A 21,132-nucleotide genomic window follows, 5' to 3' on the forward strand; every position below is an offset into this window, starting at 1 on the left:
TCGGACCGAGGATCCCAGTTCCGGTCGCGGAAGTTCGTGCACGCGCTGAACCGTCATCACCTCATCGGCTCAATGGGACAGGTCGGCGCCGCTGGGGACAATGCGGCGATGGAGTCCTTCTTCGCCCTGCTGCAGAAGAACGTCCTGGACCGGAAGCGGTGGCGGACCCGCGACGAGCTGCGGATCGCGATCATCACCTGGATCGAACGCAAGTATCACCGCCGCCGCCGACAGGCCCGTCTGGGTCGATNAACGGCCCTGGTGGTGACACCGGGGCCGTTCGCGTTGTCGCGGTCGGCTGCTCACCGGCCTCTCTCCTTTATCCGCCGACACCGGACTTCGGTCGCCCATCAACGTTGATCAGCGACTGAACTCCTGTTTCGGTGGTGAAGTCCGACCGGTACCGCCGTCGTGACTCGAACGAACCTGGGGCAAGGGCTCGCCTCCCGTGGACGCTGCGGACGATGGGAGATGGCAGGGTTCAATGCCCGGCGGTTAAAGTGGACTGGTCCCGAAGCGAAGGAGTCGTCCATGCTCGTCCACCTCCTATCCCAGGTCCGTTCGCCGTACGCAAGGTGGCTCGCGTGAGCACCGGGCGGTTGACGCGCCGCCGCCTCCTCGGGGCGGTCGGCTTGAGCGCGGGCGCCGCGGGACTCGGTGGCCTGAGCGCGTGCAGCCGGGATGCCGGTGGCTCGCAGGGCATCACCGATGTCACCTACCAGCTGTCCTGGACCCATTCAGTGCAATTCGGTGGCACCTACCTGGCCGAGGACGCGGGCTTCTTCGGCGATCAGGGGCTATCCGTCACGCTGGCCGCCGGCGGGCCGAACGTCGCCGGGGACACGAACACCGTCAGCGGGCAGTCGCTGATCAACATCTCCGGCGGTGACGGCGTGGCCAGGTCCAACGCCGAAGGCGCGGATCTGGTCATCGTCGGGGCGCAATACCAACGGGCGGCCAATACGATCCTGTCCCTGGGCGATGCCCCCATCCAGAGCCCCGAGGACCTGGTCGGCACCCAGGTCGGGGTGGCGGGCCCCAACGTACCGGCCCTCGATGCGTTTCTCGATATCAACGGGATCGCCAAGGACGACGTCGAATACGTGCCCAGCCAGTACGATCCCGCGACCCTCACCGCGGGCCAGGTCGACTCGCTCTTCTGCTTCTACAACGATCTCCCGGTCGCCTTGCGGGTGCAGGGCGTGGAGGCCTATTCGATGCTGCTCGCCGACTTCGGCTACAACCCCATGAGCCAGGTCTACACCGTGCTGCGCGAGAGCCTGGAGGACGAGGAGACCCGCGACGCGATCCTCCGGCTCATCCGCGGCGACGCGCAGGGCTGGCAGCTCTACCAGAGGGATCCGGGCGCCGCCGCGGACCTCGTGGTCGACCTGTACCCCGACGCCGGTCTCGATCTGGAGACCCAGCGCGAGCAGGCCGAGGTGCAGCTGGACATCATGTACTCCGAGGCGACCGAAGAATCCGGCTTCGGCTGGTTCACGGACGAGCAGGTCCAGGAGAGCCTGGAGCTGTTCGAGCTGCTGGGTATCGAAGGAGCCACGGAGCAGATGTGGGACCGCTCGATCCTCGAGGAGATCTACGCCGACGGGCCCACCGCGTGAGCGATGGCCCAGGCGCACCGGGCACGGCCCCGGAGGTCGTCTGCCATGCGGTGGGCAAGACCTTCACTGCCGGTGGCCAGCCGCTGACGGTGCTCGAGCGCGCGGACCTCACGCTGGAAGCGGGGACGGTCACCGCCCTGGTCGGGCCGTCCGGCTGCGGGAAATCCACGCTGCTGCGCATCATCGCGGGCCTCGAATCACCCGACGACGGCGGGAGCGTGCGCATCGGCGATGACGCCCCCGCGGCGGTGAGTTCGCGGGGGGAGCTGGCCGTCGCCTTCCAGGACGCCTCCCTGCTGCCCTGGCGCACGACGGCGGGCAATGTGGCACTCGCGCAGAAACTCGCCCGCCAGCGAGTCGATCGCAAGCGCATCGCCGACCTCCTGGCGACGGTGGGGCTCGAAGGATTCGAGAAGGCACGGCCCGCCGAGCTCTCCGGCGGCATGAGGCAGCGCGCGGCCATCGCCCGCTGCCTGATCACCCGGCCGCGACTGCTGCTGCTGGACGAACCCTTCGGGGCGGTGGACGAGCTCACCCGTCGGCGGCTGAACATCGAACTGCCGCCGCTGTGGTCGGGACTGCAGACCACCACGCTGCTGGTGACGCATTCGATCTCCGAGGCGGTCCTCCTGGCTGACCGTGTGCTCGTCATGTCGGCCCGGCCGGGATCGGTCGTGGCCGACCTCCCCGTCGGGATCGAGCGCCCACGCACTTTGGAGCAGCAGCACAGCCCCCGGTTCACCGACCTCGTCGACCGGATCGGTGCGCTCCTGGGCGTTGACGCACCCGTCCCGCCGTCGGCGAGTGCCCCTCCCTCCGGCGCCGGCGATTCCGGTGTCGCCGCCGCGGTCGGCGGGTGACCCGTGGGCCCGCAGAGCACCACCGCACCCGTGCGCTCACCCGGCTCCACCGCGCCCGCCGACCCACGCCGGCCGGGCAGGAAACCCGCGCCTCGCTGGGCGGGAGCGCTGCGGGGTGCGCTGGGGGCGATCGTCGTCCTGGGCCTGTGGGAGGTCGCGGGGCGCACGGTCTTCGCGGGGCTGTACCTCATCGGCACGCCGTCGGGCATCGTCACCAAGATCGCTGAGAACACCGAGACCTACCTCCGGGGTCTGCTGTTCACCACCACGGATGCCGCGCTCGGCTACCTCTTCGGCAATGCGGCGGCGGTGATTCTGGCGGTCCTCGTCGTCCTCGTGCCGGGTCTCGAGAGGCTGGTGCTGCGGATCGCACTGGTCGTGTACTGCCTGCCGCTCGTGGCGCTGGGACCGCTTCTGCGTCTGCTCTACGGCTCCAGCAACGGCCCGCAGATCACGCTCGCGGCCATCGCCGTCTTCTACCTGACGCTCGTTCCTCTGGTCGTGGGACTGCGCGCTCTGCCCGGAACGTGGCTCGATCTCACCGCCAGCTACGGCCGCGGCCGCTGGACCACCCTGGTGACCGTACGCTTCCGGGCCGCCCTGCCCTATCTCATGGCCGGGCTGCAGGTGTCCGTGCCGGCCGCGTTCCTGGGCGCGCTGGTCGGCGAGTTCACCGGCGCGGAGCGGGGGCTCGGGGTGCTGTCGATCCTCGCCCTGCGCAGCCTGGATACGGACGGGCTGTGGGCGCTCATGATCCTCAGCACCCTGGTCTCCCTCCTGGGCTACGGGCTCGTCTCCTGGATCGCACGCCGCATCACGCCCGAGCGACCGGATGTGCTCCTCTCCCCGTCCGGCCCACCCGCGAGGTCGGCGGGCTGGACGCGGTGGGCGCGCGGGGTCGGCGGTGCGCTCGTGAGCATCGCGGTCGTCCTGGGCGGGTGGATCCTCCTCTTCGCCGCCCTGGACCTCAATCCCTACTTCGCCAAGCGCCCGGATGACGTGTGGGACTGGCTGATCGCCTCACCCGATGCGGCCGCCCACCGTACGGAGATCTTCCGGGCGGTCGGCGAGACACTGGCCGTGGCGATCCCGGGCTACGCGGCGGGCCTGCTGCTCGGCTTGGGGCTGGCCACCGCGTTCTCGCTGTCGAACCGGGTGCGCCGCACCCTCACCCCGATCGCGGTGGCGCTGCGGTGCGTACCGATCATCGCGGTGGCGCCATTGCTGGTCGCCGCACTGGGCCGCGGCCCGTTCGGAACCGCGGTGGTGGTGGCGATCCTGACGTTCTTCCCCACGCTCGTCTCCTGCCTGCAGGGATTGCGGCAGCTCCCGGGACAGGTGACCGACGTGTTCGCGACCTACTCGACACCGCCCCTGCGAGTGCTGCTGCTCGGCCGGATTCCCGCGATGGCACCGGCGTTTTTCTCGGCGGCGCGCATCGCGGCACCCTCGGCCATCCTCGCGGCTACCGTGGCGGAATGGCTGGCAACCGGGACGGGACTCGGCGACCTGATGGCCGTCGACGCCGCCACCAGCCGTTACACCTCGCTGTGGTCGACGGTCGTCATCGTGACGGTGGTGTCCCTGATCGCCTACGCGATCGTCGAGGTCGTGGAGCAACGCGTCCTCCGTGTCGTCGCACCTGAGCAGACGCGACGATGAGCCGGCCGGGGCACGGTCCGGTCAGCGCGGGCGGCCCGAGCGCGGGCACCATCCGACGGCGCCGCCTGGATGCGGCGACGCGCCCGTGCCGGTCACAACGCCGCGGCGATGATCTCAGCGGTGTCCTCCCAGCTCGGCAGCCGCTCGCGCTGGTCGAGAGCCGCGTCGCGCCAGCGACGGCGGAGTCCGGGGTCGTCCAGCCACGCGCCCAAGACGGCGGCCAGGGCTGTCGCGTCCCCGGGCTGGAATCGCCCACCCGCGCCGCGTTGGGCCTCCACAGCCCCCGTCCCCTCGGGGACGATCGACGGGACTCCCCGGGAGAGCGCCTCGCTCACGACCATTCCGTAGGCCTCTTCCCGCGCGGTGTGGACGAGCAGATCCGTACCGTGCCAGATCGCCTCGAGGCCGGGGCCCTCCCGGCTACCCGTGATCTCGATGCCGTCGGCGAGCCCGGCCGCGGCTGCGCGCTGCCTGAGGTGGTCCGTGAGTACGGGGTCCAGGCCGTGGGGCCCCACGATCCGTGCCGTCCACGCACGATCGCCGAGCTGGTCGAGTGCCTCGACGAAGGTCACGGGATCCTTCGTCCGGGTCAGCCTCGCCAGCCACAGGAGGCTCGGGGGCGTGGATCCGCGCGCCGGCGGAGCCGGATCCACGCCGGGAGTGGCGACGACGACGTCGCGGCCATAACGCCGCCGCACCTCACCGGCCGCCCAGGCGCTCGTAGTGATCACGGTCGTCGCCGCCCGGACCGACGCGGCCTCGGTCCGGGCCAGCCGAGCGCGGTCGGCGGGGGAGTGCGAGGGGTCGTCGGCCGGGAAGTAATGCAGGAGCACGGCCACGCGGCGGCACTCGCCGACCGCGGCTGCGATTGCCCGCGGTGCCGCCGAGGCGATGATGTTATCCACGAGCCACACGCGTTCCGTGCGCAGGAGCGCGCCGAATTCCGTCCGATGCCCCTCCGCCGGAACAGGCCAGGGACCCTCCTGGAAGTGTTCGCGGACGTCCACCTCCTGTGCGGCCAGGGCGCGCACGAGGCGATCGTCGTAGCGGTTGCCGCCGCTGGCGGTCCCGCTGCGCCACCGGGCGAAATTCACTTGCCGTCGGGTCACGGATGGTCTCCTTTCGCGGCCGGGACAGCTCGTGAACCGGCCGGTCGGCGGGCCGGGGACGCGGCGTGCCGGCGTCCCGTGTCACCCCATCCTCGCAGCCGGTTCGGCGCAATGGCCTTCGGACGGGTGTGCAGCCGATGACGTCGCCCACTCCCTTGCTACCCGGCACGGCCCCTCCGCGGTTGCACGTCATGACCCTCAACGTCCGCCGTCACCTGAACGGCCTCCCGCAGCCGCGCGCCGACCGGTGGTCGGTGCGGGCGCCTCTGCTCTCGCGGTTTTTCAAAACCGAGCGCCCCGCGCTCCTGGCGATGCAGGAGGTGCTGCCCGATCAAGTGCGGTTCGTGCGCGAGTCCCTGGGCGGGACCTACGGTTTCGTGGGGCGCGGGAGGAATGCCCGCGGTGGCGGGGAGGCCTGCCCCGTCTTCTACGACGCTGCGCGCCTGGAACTGCTCGATTGGCGGCAGACGGCGCTGTCGTCCACCCCGGAGGTGCCCGGATCACGGTCGTGGGCGAGCCTGTTCCCACGGGTGATGGTGTCGGTGCTGTTCCGCGACTGCGTCACCGGGGTCGGGTTCCGGGCCGTCAATACGCATTTCGACCCCTGTGCACGTGGTCGCGTGCCCACTCGGCCGCCATCGTCCGTGACGCGGTCGCGGTCGACCTCCATCCCGTGGTCGTGATGGGGGATCTCAATGCGGGACCGGGCTCGCGGCCACTGCGCGAGCTGTTCGCACGCGGCCACCTCCTCGATGCCTGGCACGCAGCGGACACCCGGCTGACTACGGAGTACGGGACGTACGCCCGGTACCGGTCACCGCGGCCGGGTAAGCGGATCGACTGGATCGCGGTGAGCCCGGATGTGCGGGTCGAGCGCATCGGAATCAACCCCGCGAGCATCGACGGCGGGTGGCCGTCGGATCATCTTCTCGTGCAGGCCGCGGTGGTACTTCCCCAGAACGGCGTTTCCGTCCGGTGAGCGCGACGGGCGGAAAGGGCGCGGGGCGGAGAGGATCGAGTGAACGTGAGAAGGAGGGGCCGGCGGTCGACGCAGGACCTCGATAAGCGAAGGTCGACCCGGCCGGAACGGCGGGTGGGGGTTCTGGAGGCGATCGGTGCCGTGGTCCTGGCTGTCGGCGCCGTCACCGCGATGGTCCTGGTCCTGCGCGTACCGGGCGTACCGGCGGCCGGGGCGGTCCTCACATCAGCCCCGCTGCCCGCGGCGGCTTGCTGGTGGCGGGCCCGGCAGTACGGCCAACCGATCACCGCCGCCGACCGGGTCACCCTGGTCCGCTTCGTCTCGAGCGGGGTGCTGGCGGGCGCCGTCGTCCTGGTATTCACCGGGGTTCTGCCCGACCGCACTCCGCTGGTCGCGGCGATCGCGCTGATGGCACTGCTGTCGGACGCGGTCGATGGATGGCTCGCCCGGCGCACCGGGACCGCCAGTGCCGTGGGGGCGCGCCTCGACATGGAAGCGGATGCGGTGCTCTACGCCGTTCTATGCCTGCACACGGCCCCGATCATCGGATGGTGGGTGATCCTGCTGGGTGCCATGCGCTACCTCTTCGGTCTGGCCTCGTGGCTCCGCCCGCGCCTGAGACAAGACTTGCCCCCGAGCCGGATTCGCCGGCCGATCGCGGCCTTGGAAGGCATCGCGCTGCTCGTCGCGATCGTTCCCGGAGTACCGGTCTGGCTGGCTACCGCAGGCACCGCGGCAGCCCTGTCGTTAGTGCTCTTCTCCTTCGGCAAGGACATCGTCGCCCTGGAACGCAGCGGGGACAGCTCCAGGCCGCCCGGGCGCAAGAGAGGTTAATCTGCGGGACCGAGCAGCGTTCTGTGATCCACTCGAGCATGGAGCCGAGGTCGATCGGGTCGGGCGGCGGCACGGTGGATCGAGTCATGCGGCCGGCCTACCGGTCACCCCGTCGTTTGCGATGGTTCCGCCGTCGAGCCTGATGACGCGATCCGCCCGCGCCGCCTGCTCGATATCGTGCGTGGCCAGCACAACGGTCACGGCGGCAGCCCGCTGACGGCGGATGGTGGTCTCGATGCGCAGCGCCGTCTCCTCGTCCACCGCCGCCAGCGGCTCGTCCAGGAGCAGCAGCTCGGCTTGCTGAGCCAGTCCTTGGGCGATGAGGGCCCGTTGGCGCTGGCCCCCCGAGACCTCTCCCAGCTGCCGTCCCGCGAGATCCTGGATCCCGAGATCCTCCAGCGCGCCATCGACCACTGACCGGTCGTGACCGTCGAGTCTGCCGAGCAGACCCCGTCGGCGCCATCGGCCCATCTCGACCGCCTCGCGCACCGTGATGGGAAGTCGGTCGGGGACAGCGCTGCGTTGAACGACGAAGGCGACGTTGCGGGGGAGGCCCTCGATCCTGCTGGAAGACATCTTCTTCGTCCCGGCCATGACCGCGAGCAGAGTGGACTTGCCCGATCCATTGGCACCGACGAGGGCCGTCGTCGTACCCGTCGGAATGGTCGTGGATACCGAGGTGAGGGCGCGGAGCCGGCCGTAGTGGCAGCTGAGCTCGGAGATTCGGATGGGGGCGGCCATCTCCTGATCATAATGGTTATCGTTCTCAGATGGACATTCTCTTGACCCCTTTCGAGGTCTCCTTCGTCGCGCGAGCGCTAGTGGCGGGTGCCTTCGCCGCCGTGCTGTGCGCGTGCATCGGCACCTGGGTGGTCCTGCGCGGGCTCGCCTTCTTCGGGGACGCGATGTCGCACGGCATGCTTCCCGGGGTCGCGATCGCCTCCATCCTGGGCGGCAATCTCATGCTCGGCGCGGCCCTCAGCGCTCTGGTCATGTCGATCGGGGTGGTCTGGACCTCCAGAGAGGCCAAGCTCTCGCAGGACGTCAGCATCGGTTTGCAGTTCATCGGCATGCTGGCCCTCGGCGTCGTGATCGTGTCGCATTCGGAGTCCTTCGCGGTGGATCTGACGAGTTTCCTGTTCGGCGACGTCCTGGGTGTGCGGCGCGACGATGTGCTGATCATCGGCATCGCGGCGCTGGTGACGGCGATCGCGTGCTGGATCCTGCATCGCCCGTTCGTGGCACTGGCTTTCGATGAGCAGAAGGCCACCACCTTGGGCATGAGACCGCACTGGGCGCACCTGGCCATGCTCGCGCTCACGGCCCTGGCGACGGTCGCGTCCTTTCAGATCGTGGGCACCCTGCTCGTCTTCGGCCTGCTCATCGGGCCGCCGGCCACGGTGACCCTGGTGGCCCGCACGATCCCCGCCATCATGGCCGGTGCGGCGCTGCTGGGTGTGACGCAGATCTACGCCGGTCTGCTGATCAGCTGGTATGCGGAGACCGCCGCGGGCGCCACCATCGCGTTGTTGAGCGCATCGACCTTCTTCGTGTCCCTGCTGGTGAAGCGGACGGTGTATCGAGTACGCTCATCGAACAGTAATGAGAACAGTTCGCATTAAGGAGTCCCGGGACGTGAACCGCTCCACCCATAGGTCCGTGATCTACAGCAGCCTGGCCATCCTCGCCCTCGGCCTGAGTGCCTGCGGTAGTAGTGATCCCGCAGCTGAGGCGCCGCCATCCATGCCGTCGGAGGCGGGTAGCTCGGCCAGTGCCCCGCACGGCTACGTCGAAGGCGCCCAGGAGGCCAGTGAGCCGCAACTCCGCCTGGCCGTTCACGACGGTCAGGACGGCAGCCTCGAGATTCTCGATCTGCTGACCGAGGAGAGCGTGGCCGAGGAGAACGGGGGGTCGCAGACGCGGATCGGGGCGGCGGACAACCGGTACCTGTTCGAGACCGACGGGGAGGCCGGGCAGGTCCGGGTCTACGACAGCGGCGTGTGGACGGTGGACCACGGGGACCACGTCCACTACTACACCTCGGGGGTCTCCGAGGTGGACGAAGTCTCCGGCGACGAGCCCGGGCACGTGGTGTCCCATGACGCGTCGGTCGCCGTCTTCTTTGACGGCGATGGTGCGGTGAAGGTCTACGACCGCAAGCCCCTCGAGGACGGTGAGCTCACCGAGACGATGTCGATCGAGACCGGCGCGCATCACGGTCTCGCGGTGCCCTTCAACGACCACGTGATCACCACGACGCCGCAGGACGACGGGCCCGATGAACTGCCCGGCGAACTCGCCCTCTACAGCGGCGGGGGACAGCCCGCCGAGCTATCAGGTCAGACGGACTGCTCGCAGATCCATGGCGCCGGTGCCACCTCGGACGCCGCGGCCTTCGCCTGCGATGCGGGCGTGCTGACGGTCGATGAGGACTTCGGCTCCACGCTCCAGCCCTATCCGGAGCAGGCAGAGGGCCGCGCCTGGACCCTGACGGCCGGAAGCGATCTCCTGATAGCCCCCTTCGAAGGCTCCGGGCTGGGCCTTCTCGACCCCGCCACGGGATCCTGGACCCACGTGGCCACGGGTGCCGAGGTGATCTCCGCGGGCATCTCCCCGGACGACGGCACCGCGCTGGCCCTGGACGCCGACGGCGTCGGTTACGCCATCGACCCGGAGACGGGGGAGATCCTCTCCAGCCGGGAACTCGTCCAGGTTCCATCGGACGAGGACGAGAACGAGGAATCCTCTCCCGCCCCCACGGTCGCCGTCGACGATGAGCGGGCCTATGTCTCCGATCCGGCGGGCGGGCGGGTCCTGGAACTCGACGTGGCCGATGGCCTGAGGGAGGCTCGCAGCTTCGCGGCGGGAGGCCAGCCCACGCAGATCGCGGTGATGGGCCGATGAGGCACGGGCCGGCCCGGCGGGCGGCACCGATCGCAGCGGTCCTGACCCTGTGCCTGTCGGCGCTCTTGGCGATCGCCGGCTGCGGATCCTCGCAAGAGCGCCCGAGCATCGTGGTGACCACCAACATCCTCGGCGACGTGGTGCAGAACCTGGTAGGCGACAACGCCGAGGTCCACGTTCTGATGAAGCCCAATGCCGATCCGCACTCGTTCGGCGTGTCCGCGCAGGAAGCCGGATATATGGAAACGGCCGACCTGATCGTCGCCAACGGCCTGGGCCTGGAGGAGGGACTGGCCGCCAACCTGGACAACGCGCGGTCCCAGGACGTCCCGGTTCTCGAGGTCGGGGAGCACATCGATCCCCTGGAGTACTCCTCGGGATCCTCCTCCGGTACCGAAGATCCGCATTTCTGGACGGACCCCGGTCGCATGATCGAGGCCGTCGACGTCATCGAGGAGAGGCTGGACGAGGAGCTGGATCCCGGCGCCATGGATCGCATCCGGGATTCCGCGTCGTCCTACCGGGGCGAGCTCGAACAGCTCGACCGGGATGTTGCGGAAACACTGTCCGAGGTGCCCGCCGACCGGCGGAAGCTGGTGACCAACCACCACGTCTTCGGGTACCTGGCCGATCGTTTCGACTACGAGGTCGTCGGCGCCGTCATCCCGAGCGGGACCACCCTGGCGGCGCCGTCGGCGGCCGACCTCAACGACCTGTCGGAAACGATCCGCGCGAATGACGTGCCCGCGATCTTCGTCGACTCGTCCCAGCAGCAGAAACTCGCCGACGTTCTGGCCGATGAGGCCGGCGTCGATGTGGAGGTGATTCCTCTCTACTCGGAATCGCTGACCGAACCCGAGCAGGACGCGGGCGACTACATCTCCATGCAGGAGATCAACGCCGCGCGGATCGCTGACGGTCTGACCGGTCAGCGGCCCTCTGACTAGAACGGCTCCTCGTATTCCGGGCGCCTGCCATCGCCCCATCACCTATCGCTGGAACCATCACTGAGAAAGGCACATGATGCACAAACACCGCAGAACACTACTGATCGGCACCTCCCTGGTCACCGCCTCCGCCCTGCTGGCGGGCTGCTCGGGAGCGGGGGAGACGACCAGCACCGCCTCCCCGAGTCAGGGGCAGACGGCCGCGACCACGGAGACGGCTCACGAGCACGAAGCCACCGCGGTCGATGCGGCCCAGCCGCGCCTGGTGACCACCTACGACGGCGGGCTTCTCACCCTGGACGCCACCACGCTGGAGGTCGTCGACGATACCCCCTTGGAGGGCTTCAACCGGGTCAATGCAGCCGGCGACGGCCGCCATGCGCTGGTCTCGACCTCCCAAGGTTTCCAGCTGTTCGATGCCGGGGTATGGACTGAGCCCCACGGCGACCACACCCACAGCTATGCGGGGGACCCCGAATTGACCGAGACCGTCTACGAGACGGAGGAACCGGGCCATGTGGTGCGTCACGGCGGCAAGACCGTCCTGTTCGGCGACGGCGACGGCAAGATCCAGATCTTCGACTCGGCGTCGTTCCTCGAAGGCGATGCCCAGCCGACCGTGAAGGAAGCCGAGGAGCCGCATCACGGCGTGGCGGTCGAGCTGCCCGACGGGCACCTCCTGTACACCCTCGGCAACGAGGAGGAACGCGACGGCGCCATCGTGGTCGACGCGGACGGGGGTGAGGTGGCCCGGAGCGAGGAGTGCCCCGGGGTCCACGGCGAAGCGGCGGCCCAGGGGGAGGCCATCGCGCTCGGCTGCGAGGACGGGATCCTGTTCTTCAAGGACGGGACCTTCACCAAAACGGATGCCCCGGACTCCTACGGTCGCATCGGCAACCAGGCAGGTTCCGAGCAGTCGCCCGTGGTGCTGGGCGACTACAAGGTGGACGAGGACGCCGATCTCGAACGCCCCGAGCGGATCAGCTTGACCAACACCGAGACCGGGCAATTGCAGCTGGTGGACCTGGGCACCTCGTACAGCTTCAAGTCCCTCGGCCGTGGCCCGGAGGGACAGGCGCTGGTGCTGGGAACCGACGGCCAGCTGCACGTGATCGATCCCGACTCCGGTGAGGTCACCGAGTCCTATCCGGTCGTCGAGGCGTGGGAGGAACCCGAGGACTGGCAGCAGCCCCGGCCCGCCCTGTACGTCGAGGGCGATCGGGCCTATGTCACTGAACCGGCCAGCAACCAGATCCATGCGGTGGATCTGACCACGGGCGAGGTGCTCCAGAGCGCCGAGGCACCCCACGCCATCAACGAAATCACGGGTGTCACCGGCTGATCAGGGCATCGCAGGCTCGGGCCTTCAGCAGACCCGGCGAGTCGGCAGTTCAGTCGCCCATCGGTAGCGATGGGCGACTGAACTGCCGACTCGTTGCGTCCGTGGGTTCGATCCGCCGATGCAGCAGGGGACCCGAGGCGGGCAGCGTCACCCGGCAGGTGAGCCCTTTCCCCGGGGCGGTCTCGACGACGGAGACGAATCCCCCATGAGCCTGGGTGATGCTCTTGACGATCGCCATGCCCAGGCCCGCGCCGGAGGTCTTCGACAGCATTCCCGATTTACCGCGGAAGAACGGCGTGAAGAGATTGGCGGCGTCCTCGGCGTCCAGACCCGGTCCGTCGTCGCTGACGGTGAACTCGATATCACCGGACCGTACCCCCGTCGAGACGGTCACCCTCCCCCTGACCTGTTGTACTTGATCCCGTTGGAGACGAGGTTGCTGAAGACCTGGACCATGCGCGATGAGTCGAGCAGGGACTCCGGCGTGTTCTCGCACTCGCCGATCAGTTCGATGCCCTTTTCTGCTGCGAGGGGCTGCAGGGAACGCAGCACGTGCGAGGCCAGATCCGAGACACGGTGCCGCTCGAAATTCAGGACCAGTTTGCCCGCCTGGGACTGCTGTTCCAGGAGCAGATCCTCGACGAGGGCCAGCAGCTGCTCTCCATTGCGCTTGGCAACGTCCATATAGTCGCCGACCACGGAGAGATCGGCATCCGGACCCCCCACTTCGTCCTTCGAGAGTTCGATGTACCCGAGTATCGAGGTCAAGGGGGTGCGCAGCTCATGGGACACATTCGCCAGGAACTCCTCTCGGGCCTTCATGGCCGCACGGATCTCCGTGACATCGTTCATCACGATGACGCTTCCCTCTTTCTCTCCTTCCGTATTGACCACGGGCCGTGCGGAGACCGACAGCGCGACCTGCTCGGCACCTGGAGCACCGACGCACATGAGCATGTTCTCGAAGGTCTCCCCGTGAGCTGCTCGAGAGGCGGGCCTCCGTTCGGCGGGGATCGAGGTCCGGCCGTCGGACCGGAACACGAGATGACCTGCTTCCGTCTTGTCCTCATTCTCGGGAGGGGAGGCGAGCGCGTGAATTCTGCGCTGAGCCCGGTTCCACATCAGGTCGTTGCCCTCCTTGTCGAGAACCAGGACTCCCACGCTGAGGCTCTCGCCGATGCTGCGCAGCAGACGCGACAGGCGCCGTGCCTCGTCCCGTCCGGCGGTTTCCATTCTCGACAGATTGTCAGCTCGTGCGCGCGCCGCCTCGAGTCGGTCATACAGTCCGACGATCATGACCGAGATCATGAAGATGACCAGCGGGAGCAGCAGGCTGCGCGCTATGAGAAGAAAATCGGCAGGGTTCTCAGCGCTGAGGACATTGGGGACGGTGACCAGAAGGAAAGATGCGCTCACCGCCAGGAGGATCCCGAGCCGACGATGATTGACCACCAGCCACACCGCGGGGAAGAACATCAACAACGACAGAGATGACCCCTCCGGGAGAGTGGCCAGCCGGACGCAGCCGACGGCCACCAGATCGGTCAGAGGGATGACGATGTCCTTTCCCTGCCCGAACCTGTCCCACGGCACCGCGATTGAAGCGACCGTGGCCGCGATCAGGAGTCCGGTGCCGATCCACAGAACGGGGGAGCTGCTCATGCCGGGAACGAACAGCAGGATGCCGATCACGGAGACGCCGAGCAGTACGGCAAGAATCGCCTGCTGCGCCATCCGGCGGGTGCTGCCGGCAGGGGAGAGGTAGGCCTGTTCCCAGATTCTCTGGATCATCGCTTCGCCACAGCCCTTACCTATCCTTATTCATCGAATTTATTGTCAGCAGTCTTTCATGCAAGCCCCGCAGTGGCACCGCCTGACGTCGACCTTTCTCGAATAATCACGGCGAAACCGGCATCACAGCAGCCCTCCGCTGGGAGACCATCAGGAGCACTCAGTTCCGTGTTGACCAGCGTCGACCAGCACAGAAGGACCCATCATGAGACTGTCCCCAGATTCAGAGGCCATCGTGGCCCAGACGGCGGGGGTCGTGGCCGAGCATGCCGAGGAGATCACCAAGGTGTTCTACCCGGACATGTTCGAGGCCCACCCCGAGTTGCTCAATGTCTTCAACCGCGCCAACCAGGCGGTCGGGGAGCAGCCGAAGGCACTCGCGGCCTCGGTCGTAGCGTTCGCGGTGCACCTGATCGATCCGGAAGCACCCGACTTCACCCCCGTCATGCAGCGGATCGCCCACAAACACGTCTCGCTCGGCATCAAGGCTCCCGAATACACGATCGTCGGTCGCTACCTGCTGGGGGCCGTGAAGAAGGTCCTCGGCGATGCGATCACGCCCGAGGTCGCAGCGGCGTGGGATGAGGTCTACTGGCTCTTCGGGACGTCGCTGATCGCCGAGGAGGCCAGGCTCTACGCCCACGCCGATACCGATCCGGAGCATCCCTGGCGCGAGTACCGGGTGGTCGAGCGCTTCGAGGAGTCCGAGGACGTGTTCTCGCTGCTCCTGTCCCCGGTGGCCGGCCAGGTTCCCAGCCACCGCACGGGGCAGTACGTGGCGATCGCCGTCGACCTACCCGACGGCCTGCGCCAGCCGCGCCAGTACACGATCTCCTCCGGGCCGCGCGGCGATTCGCTGCGGGTGACCATCAAGCGTGTCCACGGCGCCGGCGGCGTCCCGGACGGGCAGGTATCGAGCTGGCTGCACGAGCACGCGCAGCCCGGCACCGTCCTGGACGTCTCTCAGCCCGCCGGTGACGTCGTGCTCGACGACACGGAAGCCCCCTTGGTGCTGGTCTCGGCCGGCATCGGGATCACACCGGTGGCCGCCATCATGGAAGACCTCTCCCGCCGCCAGCCGGACCGGACGGTGCGGCTCTTCCACGCCGACAAGTCGCACGCGCACCACGCCCTGTACCAGGGACTGCGTCGCCAGGTCCTCGCCATGCCGGATGCTCGCGCCCAGAACTGGTACGAGGAGGACGCCGAGAACGCACCGACCCTGCACCCGGCGAAGTCGGGGTTCATGGACCTCTCCGATGTGGAGCTGCCCGAAGAGGCGCAGGTGTTCATGTGCGGTCCGCTGCCGTTCATGCAGAGCGCTCGCCGGGCCCTGATCGACCAGGGCGTGCCGAGCGGCAATATCCACTACGAGGTGTTCGGCCCCGATCTCTGGGCGCAGCAGCCGGACTGAGCGATACCCGGGGAACAGGTGAGGGGGAGCAGAGGGGAGCGGCCGAGCGGGTCAAGCAGGGGCGGTCCCGCTCGCCGTCGTGCCGTCGGGAGGGGTCTCCCCTCCCGACGCGTGCATGGCGCGCATGGCCCGGACGGCGTACTGTTCCAGCTCTGAGTCGGACTGATCGGCGTCGACCCCTCCTGGGCGTGAGGAGGGTGCTTGCTCTCCGCGGCGCCCCAGGACCAGCTCGCAGCGTTTCGGGCCGATGAAGGGATGCAGACGCCGGAGCTCCAGCGGGCCGGGGACCTGCTCGAGCTGATCCCGGACGAGCCTTGCATGAACGGAGCAGACGATCGGGCGGTCGGTATCGAGCATGCCCTCGTAGAGGCACGGCAGCAGCCCGATGGTGAGGTCGTCCTCGTCGATCTCGGGCTCCAGGCCGGCGTCCTCCAGATGCTCGTACAGGGTGTCGAGCTGGTGCACCGCTTCGACCCCGAGCGCGTCGCTGTGGTCGAGCTGCGGATCGAGGCCCCGCAGAATATCGCCCCGAGTCTTCGCGTCGTGGACTCGCCTCTGCGCGACAGGGCTGTGCTCGGCACTCTGAACGGGGGAGTACACGTGCGGCGGTCGCCCGCGCTCGCCGGTCTCCACCGGAGAACTCGCGATGAGACCCTCGTCCTTCAGGATTCGCAGATGGTCACGCGCCGTGTTGATGGGCATCCCCGCTTCTTCGGCGAGTTCCTGCAGTCGCCGGCCCGGGACACGCTGCACCGCGTGGAGCAGGCGCAGCCGGCTCTTCTGCGTGAGTCCCCTGTAGTCGTCCACTCGGCGAGGCATGCCCCCATGGTAGCGAGCCGTCGGGCGGTTTTGAAGTCCAGGGCTATCGCCCGTCCGCGGGGACCATCCAATTCATATGTATTCACAAATATCATTGCGTGAAGCATGGATATAGAACTCCGATTCGAACTCCCCGGGAAACTGTGATATCAGGATCGGAGGAAATTTCCGGATTTACGTCTATGTTCCGTATTCGTGTCCTCCGGGTTACAGATCAATTCCGGCAATCTGGAAGCGCAGAACTTGTCTCCGCAAGCCGGCTCTGACTAACATGTCGCAAGCTCGCTGTGAAACAGCGGTCACCGGAAAGGCGGTCGTCATGTTCGGATTACCCATGGAAACCACTGCAATCATGGTCGGGGTGATCGGATTCTGGTGTCTCTATACGGCCGTATTCGTGATCACGACCCGTCACTGGCATGTGGAGGACGTCGATGACACAGGTCAGGAGGAACCGCAGTCATGAGTATGGAGCTGTTCTTCCTCATCATCTACTTCATGGCCATGATCGGCATCGGGCTGTGGTCCATGAGGAAAAGCACCGCTGATTCCGAGGCTTTTCTTCTCGGTGGGCGTAGCCTCGGCCCAGCCGTGACTGCTTTGCGCCTGCAGAGCACCTCCATGTCCGGATACATGTTCATGGGCGCTGGATCGCTTGCCAATACCCAGGGCTACTTCAGCATGTGGTATGCCCTGGGGGATGTCGGCGGCGGCGTGCTCAATCTCTCCATCCTCGGCCGCCGGATGCGCAAGTTGTCGCAGATGCTGGGAGCGATCACCTCGATCGGCTATCTGGAACATCGTTACCCGTCGGTGTGGACACGACTCATTGCGGCGCCGATCGCTCTTTTCTGCATGTTCTTCTACCTCCTCGCTCAATTCCTCGCTGGCGGTCAAGGCCTGTCCATGGTGACGGGCATTTCCTTGAACTGGTCGCTGATCATCGCCGTCGGGGTGATCGTCGGATACACCTTCCTCGGTGGCTATCTCGCCGTCGCCTACAGCGATTTCGTGCAGGCCATCATCATGGTCGTCGGCATGCTGTGGATCCTGATCGCTTCCCTCCAGGCGGTCGGTGGACTCACGCAGGGCCATGAGGCGATCGGGAACATCAACGAGAACCTCCTGACCATGTGGGGCGCGGAGGGTCAGTACCTCGGCGCCTGGGGAGTCATCCTCGGGGCTCTGCTGGTGTTCTCCATCGGCTATCTCGGCTGGCCGCACGTGGTGGTGGGTCATATGTCGATGTCGCGACCTTCGGTCGCCCGCCAGGCGAGCATCTACTCGACCGGCTTCAACCTGCTGTTCATCCCGAGTGCCTACATCATCGGCATGCTCTCGCTGCTGATCGTGCCCAACCTGGACAATCCGGAGCTGGCGATCTTCCAGGTCGCCGAGACGGTACTGCCCCCTGTCGCGGTGGGCATCGTGATGGCTGCGATCATGGCCGCGATCATGTCGACGGCCGACGCGCTGCTGCTTCAGGCGGGAACCATCGCCTCTCACGATCTGTGGGCCCGTTTTACCAAGAGCGTCAACCCGAAGACTTCCGTCAACGTCTCCAGGCTGACGGTCCTCCTGCTCGCGGTCGTGGGCCTGGTGCTCGCGATGGCGAGGCCGCCCGGGGTCTTCAGCATCGTCGTGTTCGCCACGACCGTCCTCGGTTCCGCGTTCGTTCCGGCCTATGTCTGCGCGGTCTGGTGGAAGCGGGCGAACACCGTCGGTGCTCTGAGTTCGATGGTCGTCGGTACCGCCGCGGCCGTGACGGCGCAGGTCGTCGACTCTACGGAACTCCTCGGTGTCGACCCGATGGTCATCGGCATCGCCGGTTCGGTGCTGGCTATGGTGATCGGCTCCCTCACCACCCAGAAGAGCCATCCCGTGCCCGAGCGGATCGCCGAAGCCGTCCGTGAAGCGGGACGGGTGGCGCCGATTCCCGCCCGGCTCCTGATCGGCGAGGATGCCGCCCTGGCCTCTCAGCGCCCCGCCGACGTACCGGCCGGGCAGGAGCGGTAAGGACTCCATGCCAGTGCCTTCGAATGCTGCCTCCGGCGGCCAGGCGGCGGAGTCCGTTCCGCTGCCGGCCCCGGAGGCCGTCCGCCGCCCTCTGGTCTCGAGCGCTGATGCGATCAAGCGGATGAGCAGCCGGCTCCGGGACGATCGCACCCTCAACGCCGAACTGGTCCATCACCCCATGCTCGGCGTCGAGTTCCGGATGTCCGGAAACAGCCGGCGGAGGCGTCCGATCGAGCCCCGCGCGCTGCTCGCTCATGCCGTGGTGGACCTCGTGGGCGGACGTGCGTATGTGACCGAGCCCTGGAACCGTCAGGACTTCTTCCCGCGCCCTGACTCAGCAGCCTCGGACCGTGACCCTCAACCGCGGCTGGCTCGTGACACGGCGATCGACGCCGCGCGGGAGCTCATGCTCGGCGTGCTCTTCCGACGCCGTCGCCTGGGCTCGGACCTCGACCTCCACGTCAACGGGGAACCACTGCTCTTCGGCAAACCCAACTGGTGGATCACAGCGGGTGCGGACGAGAAACCGGTTGAGGTCCTCGTGGACGCCATGACCGGCAAGCACTTCGTCTTCCGTGCCTGAGAAGCGATCTGACGAGCCGGTGCATGCTCAGTGCCTGCGCCAGTATCCGGTGAAGTCGACCGCCGTCTTGGCCAGTCCGCATTCGTTCACCAGGTACCGGCGGCCGCCCGTCGCGAGCTGCTGTTCGCCGGCCAGGAAGGCGCTGACGGGCTCCTCGCCAAGCGCGACGGAACGCAGCTCCTCCAGAGCCGCGGCGCCGGGAGCAGCCCCATCCCCTTGGCCGTCACGCACGATCCACCGGACGTCGACGCCCCGAGGTGCGACGACGGTTTGCTGGTCTTCGGCGTCGGGCACCTCGATGATCGCCGTCCCCGTGGACTCTGCGGGAAGATCCCGCAGGATGCCCAGCACAGCCGGCAGGGCGCTCTCGTCGCCCGCGAGGATGACCCGCGTCGCCCCGGCAACCGGCCGGTATCCGCATCCCTGGTCGATCAGCGCCACGGGGGCACCGACCGGGAGGGTGCCCGCCCACGGGCCCGCGATCCCCTCGCTGCCGTGCACCACGAAGTCGATATCCAACTCGGCGGGGGAGGTCCCGGAGGACCCACGGAACTCGCGCACCGTGTAGTTGCGGATCACGGGCCGGGTGGCCTTCGGCAGGGTGAGATAACGCAGGTAGCCCCCGATGTTGAACTTGTCGCTGAGCTTGTCGAAACGGGTGCTGTCGGAGACGGGGAGGGCCAGCCGGAACCATTGGTCGAAGCCGAGGTTCCGCCACTGCGCGAGGTCTTCTCCGCCGATGGTGACCCGCACGAAATGGGGTGAGATCCGCTCGGCTCGGACGACTTCGGCTGTGACCAGGCCGGAGCCCGCGTGACTGACGGCGATATTGCTCGATGGCATCGAGTTCCTCCATGGTGGCTGCTCATCATCTGACTTAGGTCACCCTAAGTTATACCTCAGGGCTGCTCCATGACAGTGATTCGATCGTGAGCCCACCCGCCGGTCGCCTCTATTCCCGCGGAGGGGATCGGCGCATACTGACTCGTGAGCCGGCAGCGGAGGCGGCGCGAGGTTCCCCGCCAAGCGCCCAGCCGCCTTGCCCGTTCGAGGGCGATCCGAGGGCCATCCGAGGAAAGAGCGCATCATGACTGGTCACGTCAATATCGATCTGTTCACAACCCTCGATGGCGTCGCCCAGGCGCCGGGCGGGCCCGACGAGGACCCCTCGAACGGGTTCCGCTTCGGCGGCTGGCAGGCGCCCCTGCCAAGCGACGCCGTCGGACGCAGCGCTGCCGAGCACATCGAGGCCTACGACGCGATGGTGCTGGGCCGCCGGACCTACGACATCTTCGCGTCGTACTGGCCTTTCCACACCACGGGTCCCGAGGGCTACATCGGACGGAAATTCGACGCCATCCCGAAGTACGTCGCATCCCGGGCGACACCGGAGCTGACTTGGCAGGGGAGTGAGCGCATCGGCAGCGATCTCCACCGCGAGATCGCGCAGATCCGGGCATCGCACCAGAACATCGGGGTGATCGGCAGCATCGACTTCGTTCAGACGCTGCTCACCGAGCTGCTCTTCGACGAACTGCGCCTGTGGGTCTATCCGATCGTGCTCGGCGGCGGGAAGAAGGTCTTCCCGGACGGCGCCTCACCGGCTCGCCTGCGTCTGCTCGACGATGCCGTCACCGGCGACGGCGGCACGGTCCTGCTCCGGTACGGGCCGCTCGAGGGGGCTCCCGAGACCGGCACGATGAGCGACTGAGCCTGAGCTCAGAGGTCGGTGGTCCCCGAGATGCCGGGGCCGTCCGTGCCACGGATCTTCGAGACGAGGATCTTCGCCGCCGCCACGGCCTTGTTGCCGGGAACGCCCCAGTACTGGGCCGAGACTCCCGTGACCTTGAGCAGGCTGAGGTTCGGGTCCTCCTTGCCGCCGTCGAAGTAGGAGTCGACCTGGCCGTCCCACAGCTCATCGACCTTGGCGCGGTCCTCGACGAACTCGGCGAGTCCGGCGACCGAGAGCCACGAGCCCGTCTCCGCGAAGGCCAGGTTCACCTCGGGGTTCTGGGCGATGGCATCGGCCTGGTCGCCCTGACGGCCGATGAAGAACCACACGACAGCGTCGTCGGTGACCTCCTGCGGCGTCATCGGGTGCGACACGATCTTGCCGTCCTTGGTAGCCGTGGACAGCATGACGAAGCGCTCCGACCGCATGACTTCGACGACCTGCTCCTGGCTCAGTTCCTCTGATGTGCTCACTGCCACTCCTTCGTGATCGGCTTCACGGCCACCTTACTCATTCGG

At 67.6% G+C, this 21,132-nt stretch carries 21 protein-coding genes; 14 read left to right on the forward strand and 7 right to left on the reverse strand.

Annotated elements, in window-relative coordinates; genetic code table 11:
* The 4 genes from FCK90_RS12465 to FCK90_RS12480 form a co-directional block, all read left to right on the forward strand.
* The coding region (locus FCK90_RS12465; protein WP_246180320.1) for an integrase core domain-containing protein at positions 1-250 on the forward strand (250 nt) is incomplete at both ends.
* Between the two features lie 334 nt (positions 251-584).
* Positions 585-1,622 (forward strand): ABC transporter substrate-binding protein, encoded by a 1,038-nt coding sequence (locus FCK90_RS12470; protein WP_220433331.1) that lies wholly within the window; start codon positions 585-587, stop codon positions 1,620-1,622.
* Positions 1,619-2,482 carry an ABC transporter ATP-binding protein gene (locus FCK90_RS12475; protein ID WP_220433332.1) on the forward strand — a complete coding sequence of 288 codons (864 nt, stop codon included), beginning with the start codon at positions 1,619-1,621 and terminating at the stop codon, positions 2,480-2,482. The genes FCK90_RS12470 and FCK90_RS12475 overlap by 4 nt, the downstream gene beginning before the upstream one ends.
* 3 nt (positions 2,483-2,485) lie before the next feature.
* On the forward strand, positions 2,486-4,144 hold the full coding sequence (locus tag FCK90_RS12480) for an ABC transporter permease (RefSeq protein WP_246180327.1): 1,659 nt from the start codon (positions 2,486-2,488) through the stop codon (positions 4,142-4,144).
* A 92-nt stretch (positions 4,145-4,236) separates the two neighbouring features.
* Here the strand turns inward: FCK90_RS12480 and FCK90_RS12485 are convergent, their stop codons facing one another.
* Positions 4,237-5,253 carry a glycosyltransferase family 4 protein gene (locus FCK90_RS12485; protein WP_158034633.1) on the reverse strand — a complete coding sequence of 339 codons (1,017 nt, stop codon included), beginning with the start codon at positions 5,251-5,253 and terminating at the stop codon, positions 4,237-4,239.
* A gap of 508 nt (positions 5,254-5,761) precedes the next feature.
* On the opposite strand from FCK90_RS12485, the gene FCK90_RS15960 reads away from it, so the two are divergent.
* Positions 5,762-6,232: an endonuclease/exonuclease/phosphatase family protein gene (locus tag FCK90_RS15960; protein ID WP_343029899.1), complete on the forward strand. Its 471-nt coding sequence runs from the start codon at positions 5,762-5,764 to the stop codon at positions 6,230-6,232.
* Between the two features lie 114 nt (positions 6,233-6,346).
* Complete coding sequence (locus FCK90_RS12495; protein ID WP_246180330.1) at positions 6,347-7,066, forward strand: CDP-alcohol phosphatidyltransferase family protein; 720 nt, start codon at positions 6,347-6,349, stop codon at positions 7,064-7,066.
* An 84-nt stretch (positions 7,067-7,150) separates the two neighbouring features.
* Here the strand turns inward: FCK90_RS12495 and aztA are convergent, their stop codons facing one another.
* Entirely contained in the window at positions 7,151-7,807 is a 657-nt protein-coding gene (gene aztA, locus FCK90_RS12500) for a zinc ABC transporter ATP-binding protein AztA (protein WP_158034634.1), read from the reverse strand.
* A 29-nt stretch (positions 7,808-7,836) separates the two neighbouring features.
* Here aztA and aztB point away from each other — a divergent pair, with 29 nt between their 5' ends.
* From aztB to aztD, 4 genes are all read left to right on the forward strand, one after another.
* A complete protein-coding gene (gene aztB, locus FCK90_RS12505; protein WP_158034635.1) occupies positions 7,837-8,688 on the forward strand; it encodes a zinc ABC transporter permease AztB in 852 nt (283 codons plus the stop codon).
* Positions 8,689-8,701: 13 nt separating this feature from the next.
* On the forward strand, positions 8,702-9,970 hold the full coding sequence (locus FCK90_RS12510) for a PQQ-like beta-propeller repeat protein (protein WP_158034636.1): 1,269 nt from the start codon (positions 8,702-8,704) through the stop codon (positions 9,968-9,970).
* Positions 9,967-10,917 (forward strand): zinc ABC transporter substrate-binding protein AztC, encoded by a 951-nt coding sequence (gene aztC, locus FCK90_RS12515; RefSeq protein WP_158034637.1) that lies wholly within the window; start codon positions 9,967-9,969, stop codon positions 10,915-10,917. The genes FCK90_RS12510 and aztC overlap by 4 nt, the downstream gene beginning before the upstream one ends.
* A 73-nt stretch (positions 10,918-10,990) precedes the next feature.
* Positions 10,991-12,259, forward strand: coding sequence for a zinc metallochaperone AztD (gene aztD / locus FCK90_RS12520; protein ID WP_246180331.1), 1,269 nt, complete (start codon positions 10,991-10,993; stop codon positions 12,257-12,259).
* A gap of 49 nt (positions 12,260-12,308) precedes the next feature.
* Here aztD and FCK90_RS12525 read toward each other — a convergent pair whose 3' ends face one another.
* On the reverse strand, positions 12,309-12,653 hold the full coding sequence (locus FCK90_RS12525; RefSeq protein WP_181954313.1) for a sensor histidine kinase: 345 nt from the start codon (positions 12,651-12,653) through the stop codon (positions 12,309-12,311).
* Positions 12,650-14,050 (reverse strand): sensor histidine kinase, encoded by a 1,401-nt coding sequence (locus FCK90_RS12530; RefSeq protein WP_158034639.1) that lies wholly within the window; start codon positions 14,048-14,050, stop codon positions 12,650-12,652. Before FCK90_RS12530 ends, FCK90_RS12525 begins: the two co-directional genes overlap by 4 nt.
* A gap of 205 nt (positions 14,051-14,255) precedes the next feature.
* Here FCK90_RS12530 and FCK90_RS12535 point away from each other — a divergent pair, with 205 nt between their 5' ends.
* The gene (locus tag FCK90_RS12535) at positions 14,256-15,464 is read left to right on the forward strand and encodes a globin domain-containing protein (RefSeq protein ID WP_158034640.1); all 1,209 of its coding nucleotides are present in this window, start codon (positions 14,256-14,258) and stop codon (positions 15,462-15,464) included.
* Between the two features lie 51 nt (positions 15,465-15,515).
* Here the strand turns inward: FCK90_RS12535 and FCK90_RS12540 are convergent, their stop codons facing one another.
* The gene (locus FCK90_RS12540) at positions 15,516-16,283 is read right to left on the reverse strand and encodes a helix-turn-helix domain-containing protein (RefSeq protein ID WP_158034641.1); all 768 of its coding nucleotides are present in this window, start codon (positions 16,281-16,283) and stop codon (positions 15,516-15,518) included.
* Positions 16,284-16,745: 462 nt separating this feature from the next.
* Between FCK90_RS12540 and FCK90_RS12545 the strand changes: the two genes are divergently transcribed.
* Together FCK90_RS12545 and FCK90_RS12550 are read left to right on the forward strand one after the other, a co-directional pair.
* On the forward strand, positions 16,746-18,299 hold the full coding sequence (locus tag FCK90_RS12545) for a sodium/proline symporter (RefSeq protein ID WP_158034642.1): 1,554 nt from the start codon (positions 16,746-16,748) through the stop codon (positions 18,297-18,299).
* A gap of 13 nt (positions 18,300-18,312) precedes the next feature.
* On the forward strand, positions 18,313-18,882 hold the full coding sequence (locus FCK90_RS12550) for a hypothetical protein (protein ID WP_158034643.1): 570 nt from the start codon (positions 18,313-18,315) through the stop codon (positions 18,880-18,882).
* A 27-nt stretch (positions 18,883-18,909) separates the two neighbouring features.
* Here FCK90_RS12550 and FCK90_RS12555 read toward each other — a convergent pair whose 3' ends face one another.
* Positions 18,910-19,725, reverse strand: coding sequence for a siderophore-interacting protein (locus FCK90_RS12555; RefSeq protein ID WP_158034644.1), 816 nt, complete (start codon positions 19,723-19,725; stop codon positions 18,910-18,912).
* 244 nt (positions 19,726-19,969) lie between these two features.
* On the opposite strand from FCK90_RS12555, the gene FCK90_RS12560 reads away from it, so the two are divergent.
* Positions 19,970-20,593, forward strand: a complete 624-nt coding sequence (locus FCK90_RS12560; protein ID WP_158034645.1) for a dihydrofolate reductase family protein — start codon at positions 19,970-19,972, stop codon at positions 20,591-20,593.
* An 8-nt stretch (positions 20,594-20,601) separates the two neighbouring features.
* Here FCK90_RS12560 and FCK90_RS12565 read toward each other — a convergent pair whose 3' ends face one another.
* On the reverse strand, positions 20,602-21,087 hold the full coding sequence (locus tag FCK90_RS12565; protein WP_158034646.1) for a pyridoxamine 5'-phosphate oxidase family protein: 486 nt from the start codon (positions 21,085-21,087) through the stop codon (positions 20,602-20,604).
* Positions 21,088-21,132 lie beyond the last annotated feature (45 nt).

This window comes from Kocuria coralli (genome assembly GCF_008831305.1).
Lineage (GTDB): Bacteria > Actinomycetota > Actinomycetes > Actinomycetales > Micrococcaceae > Kocuria > Kocuria coralli.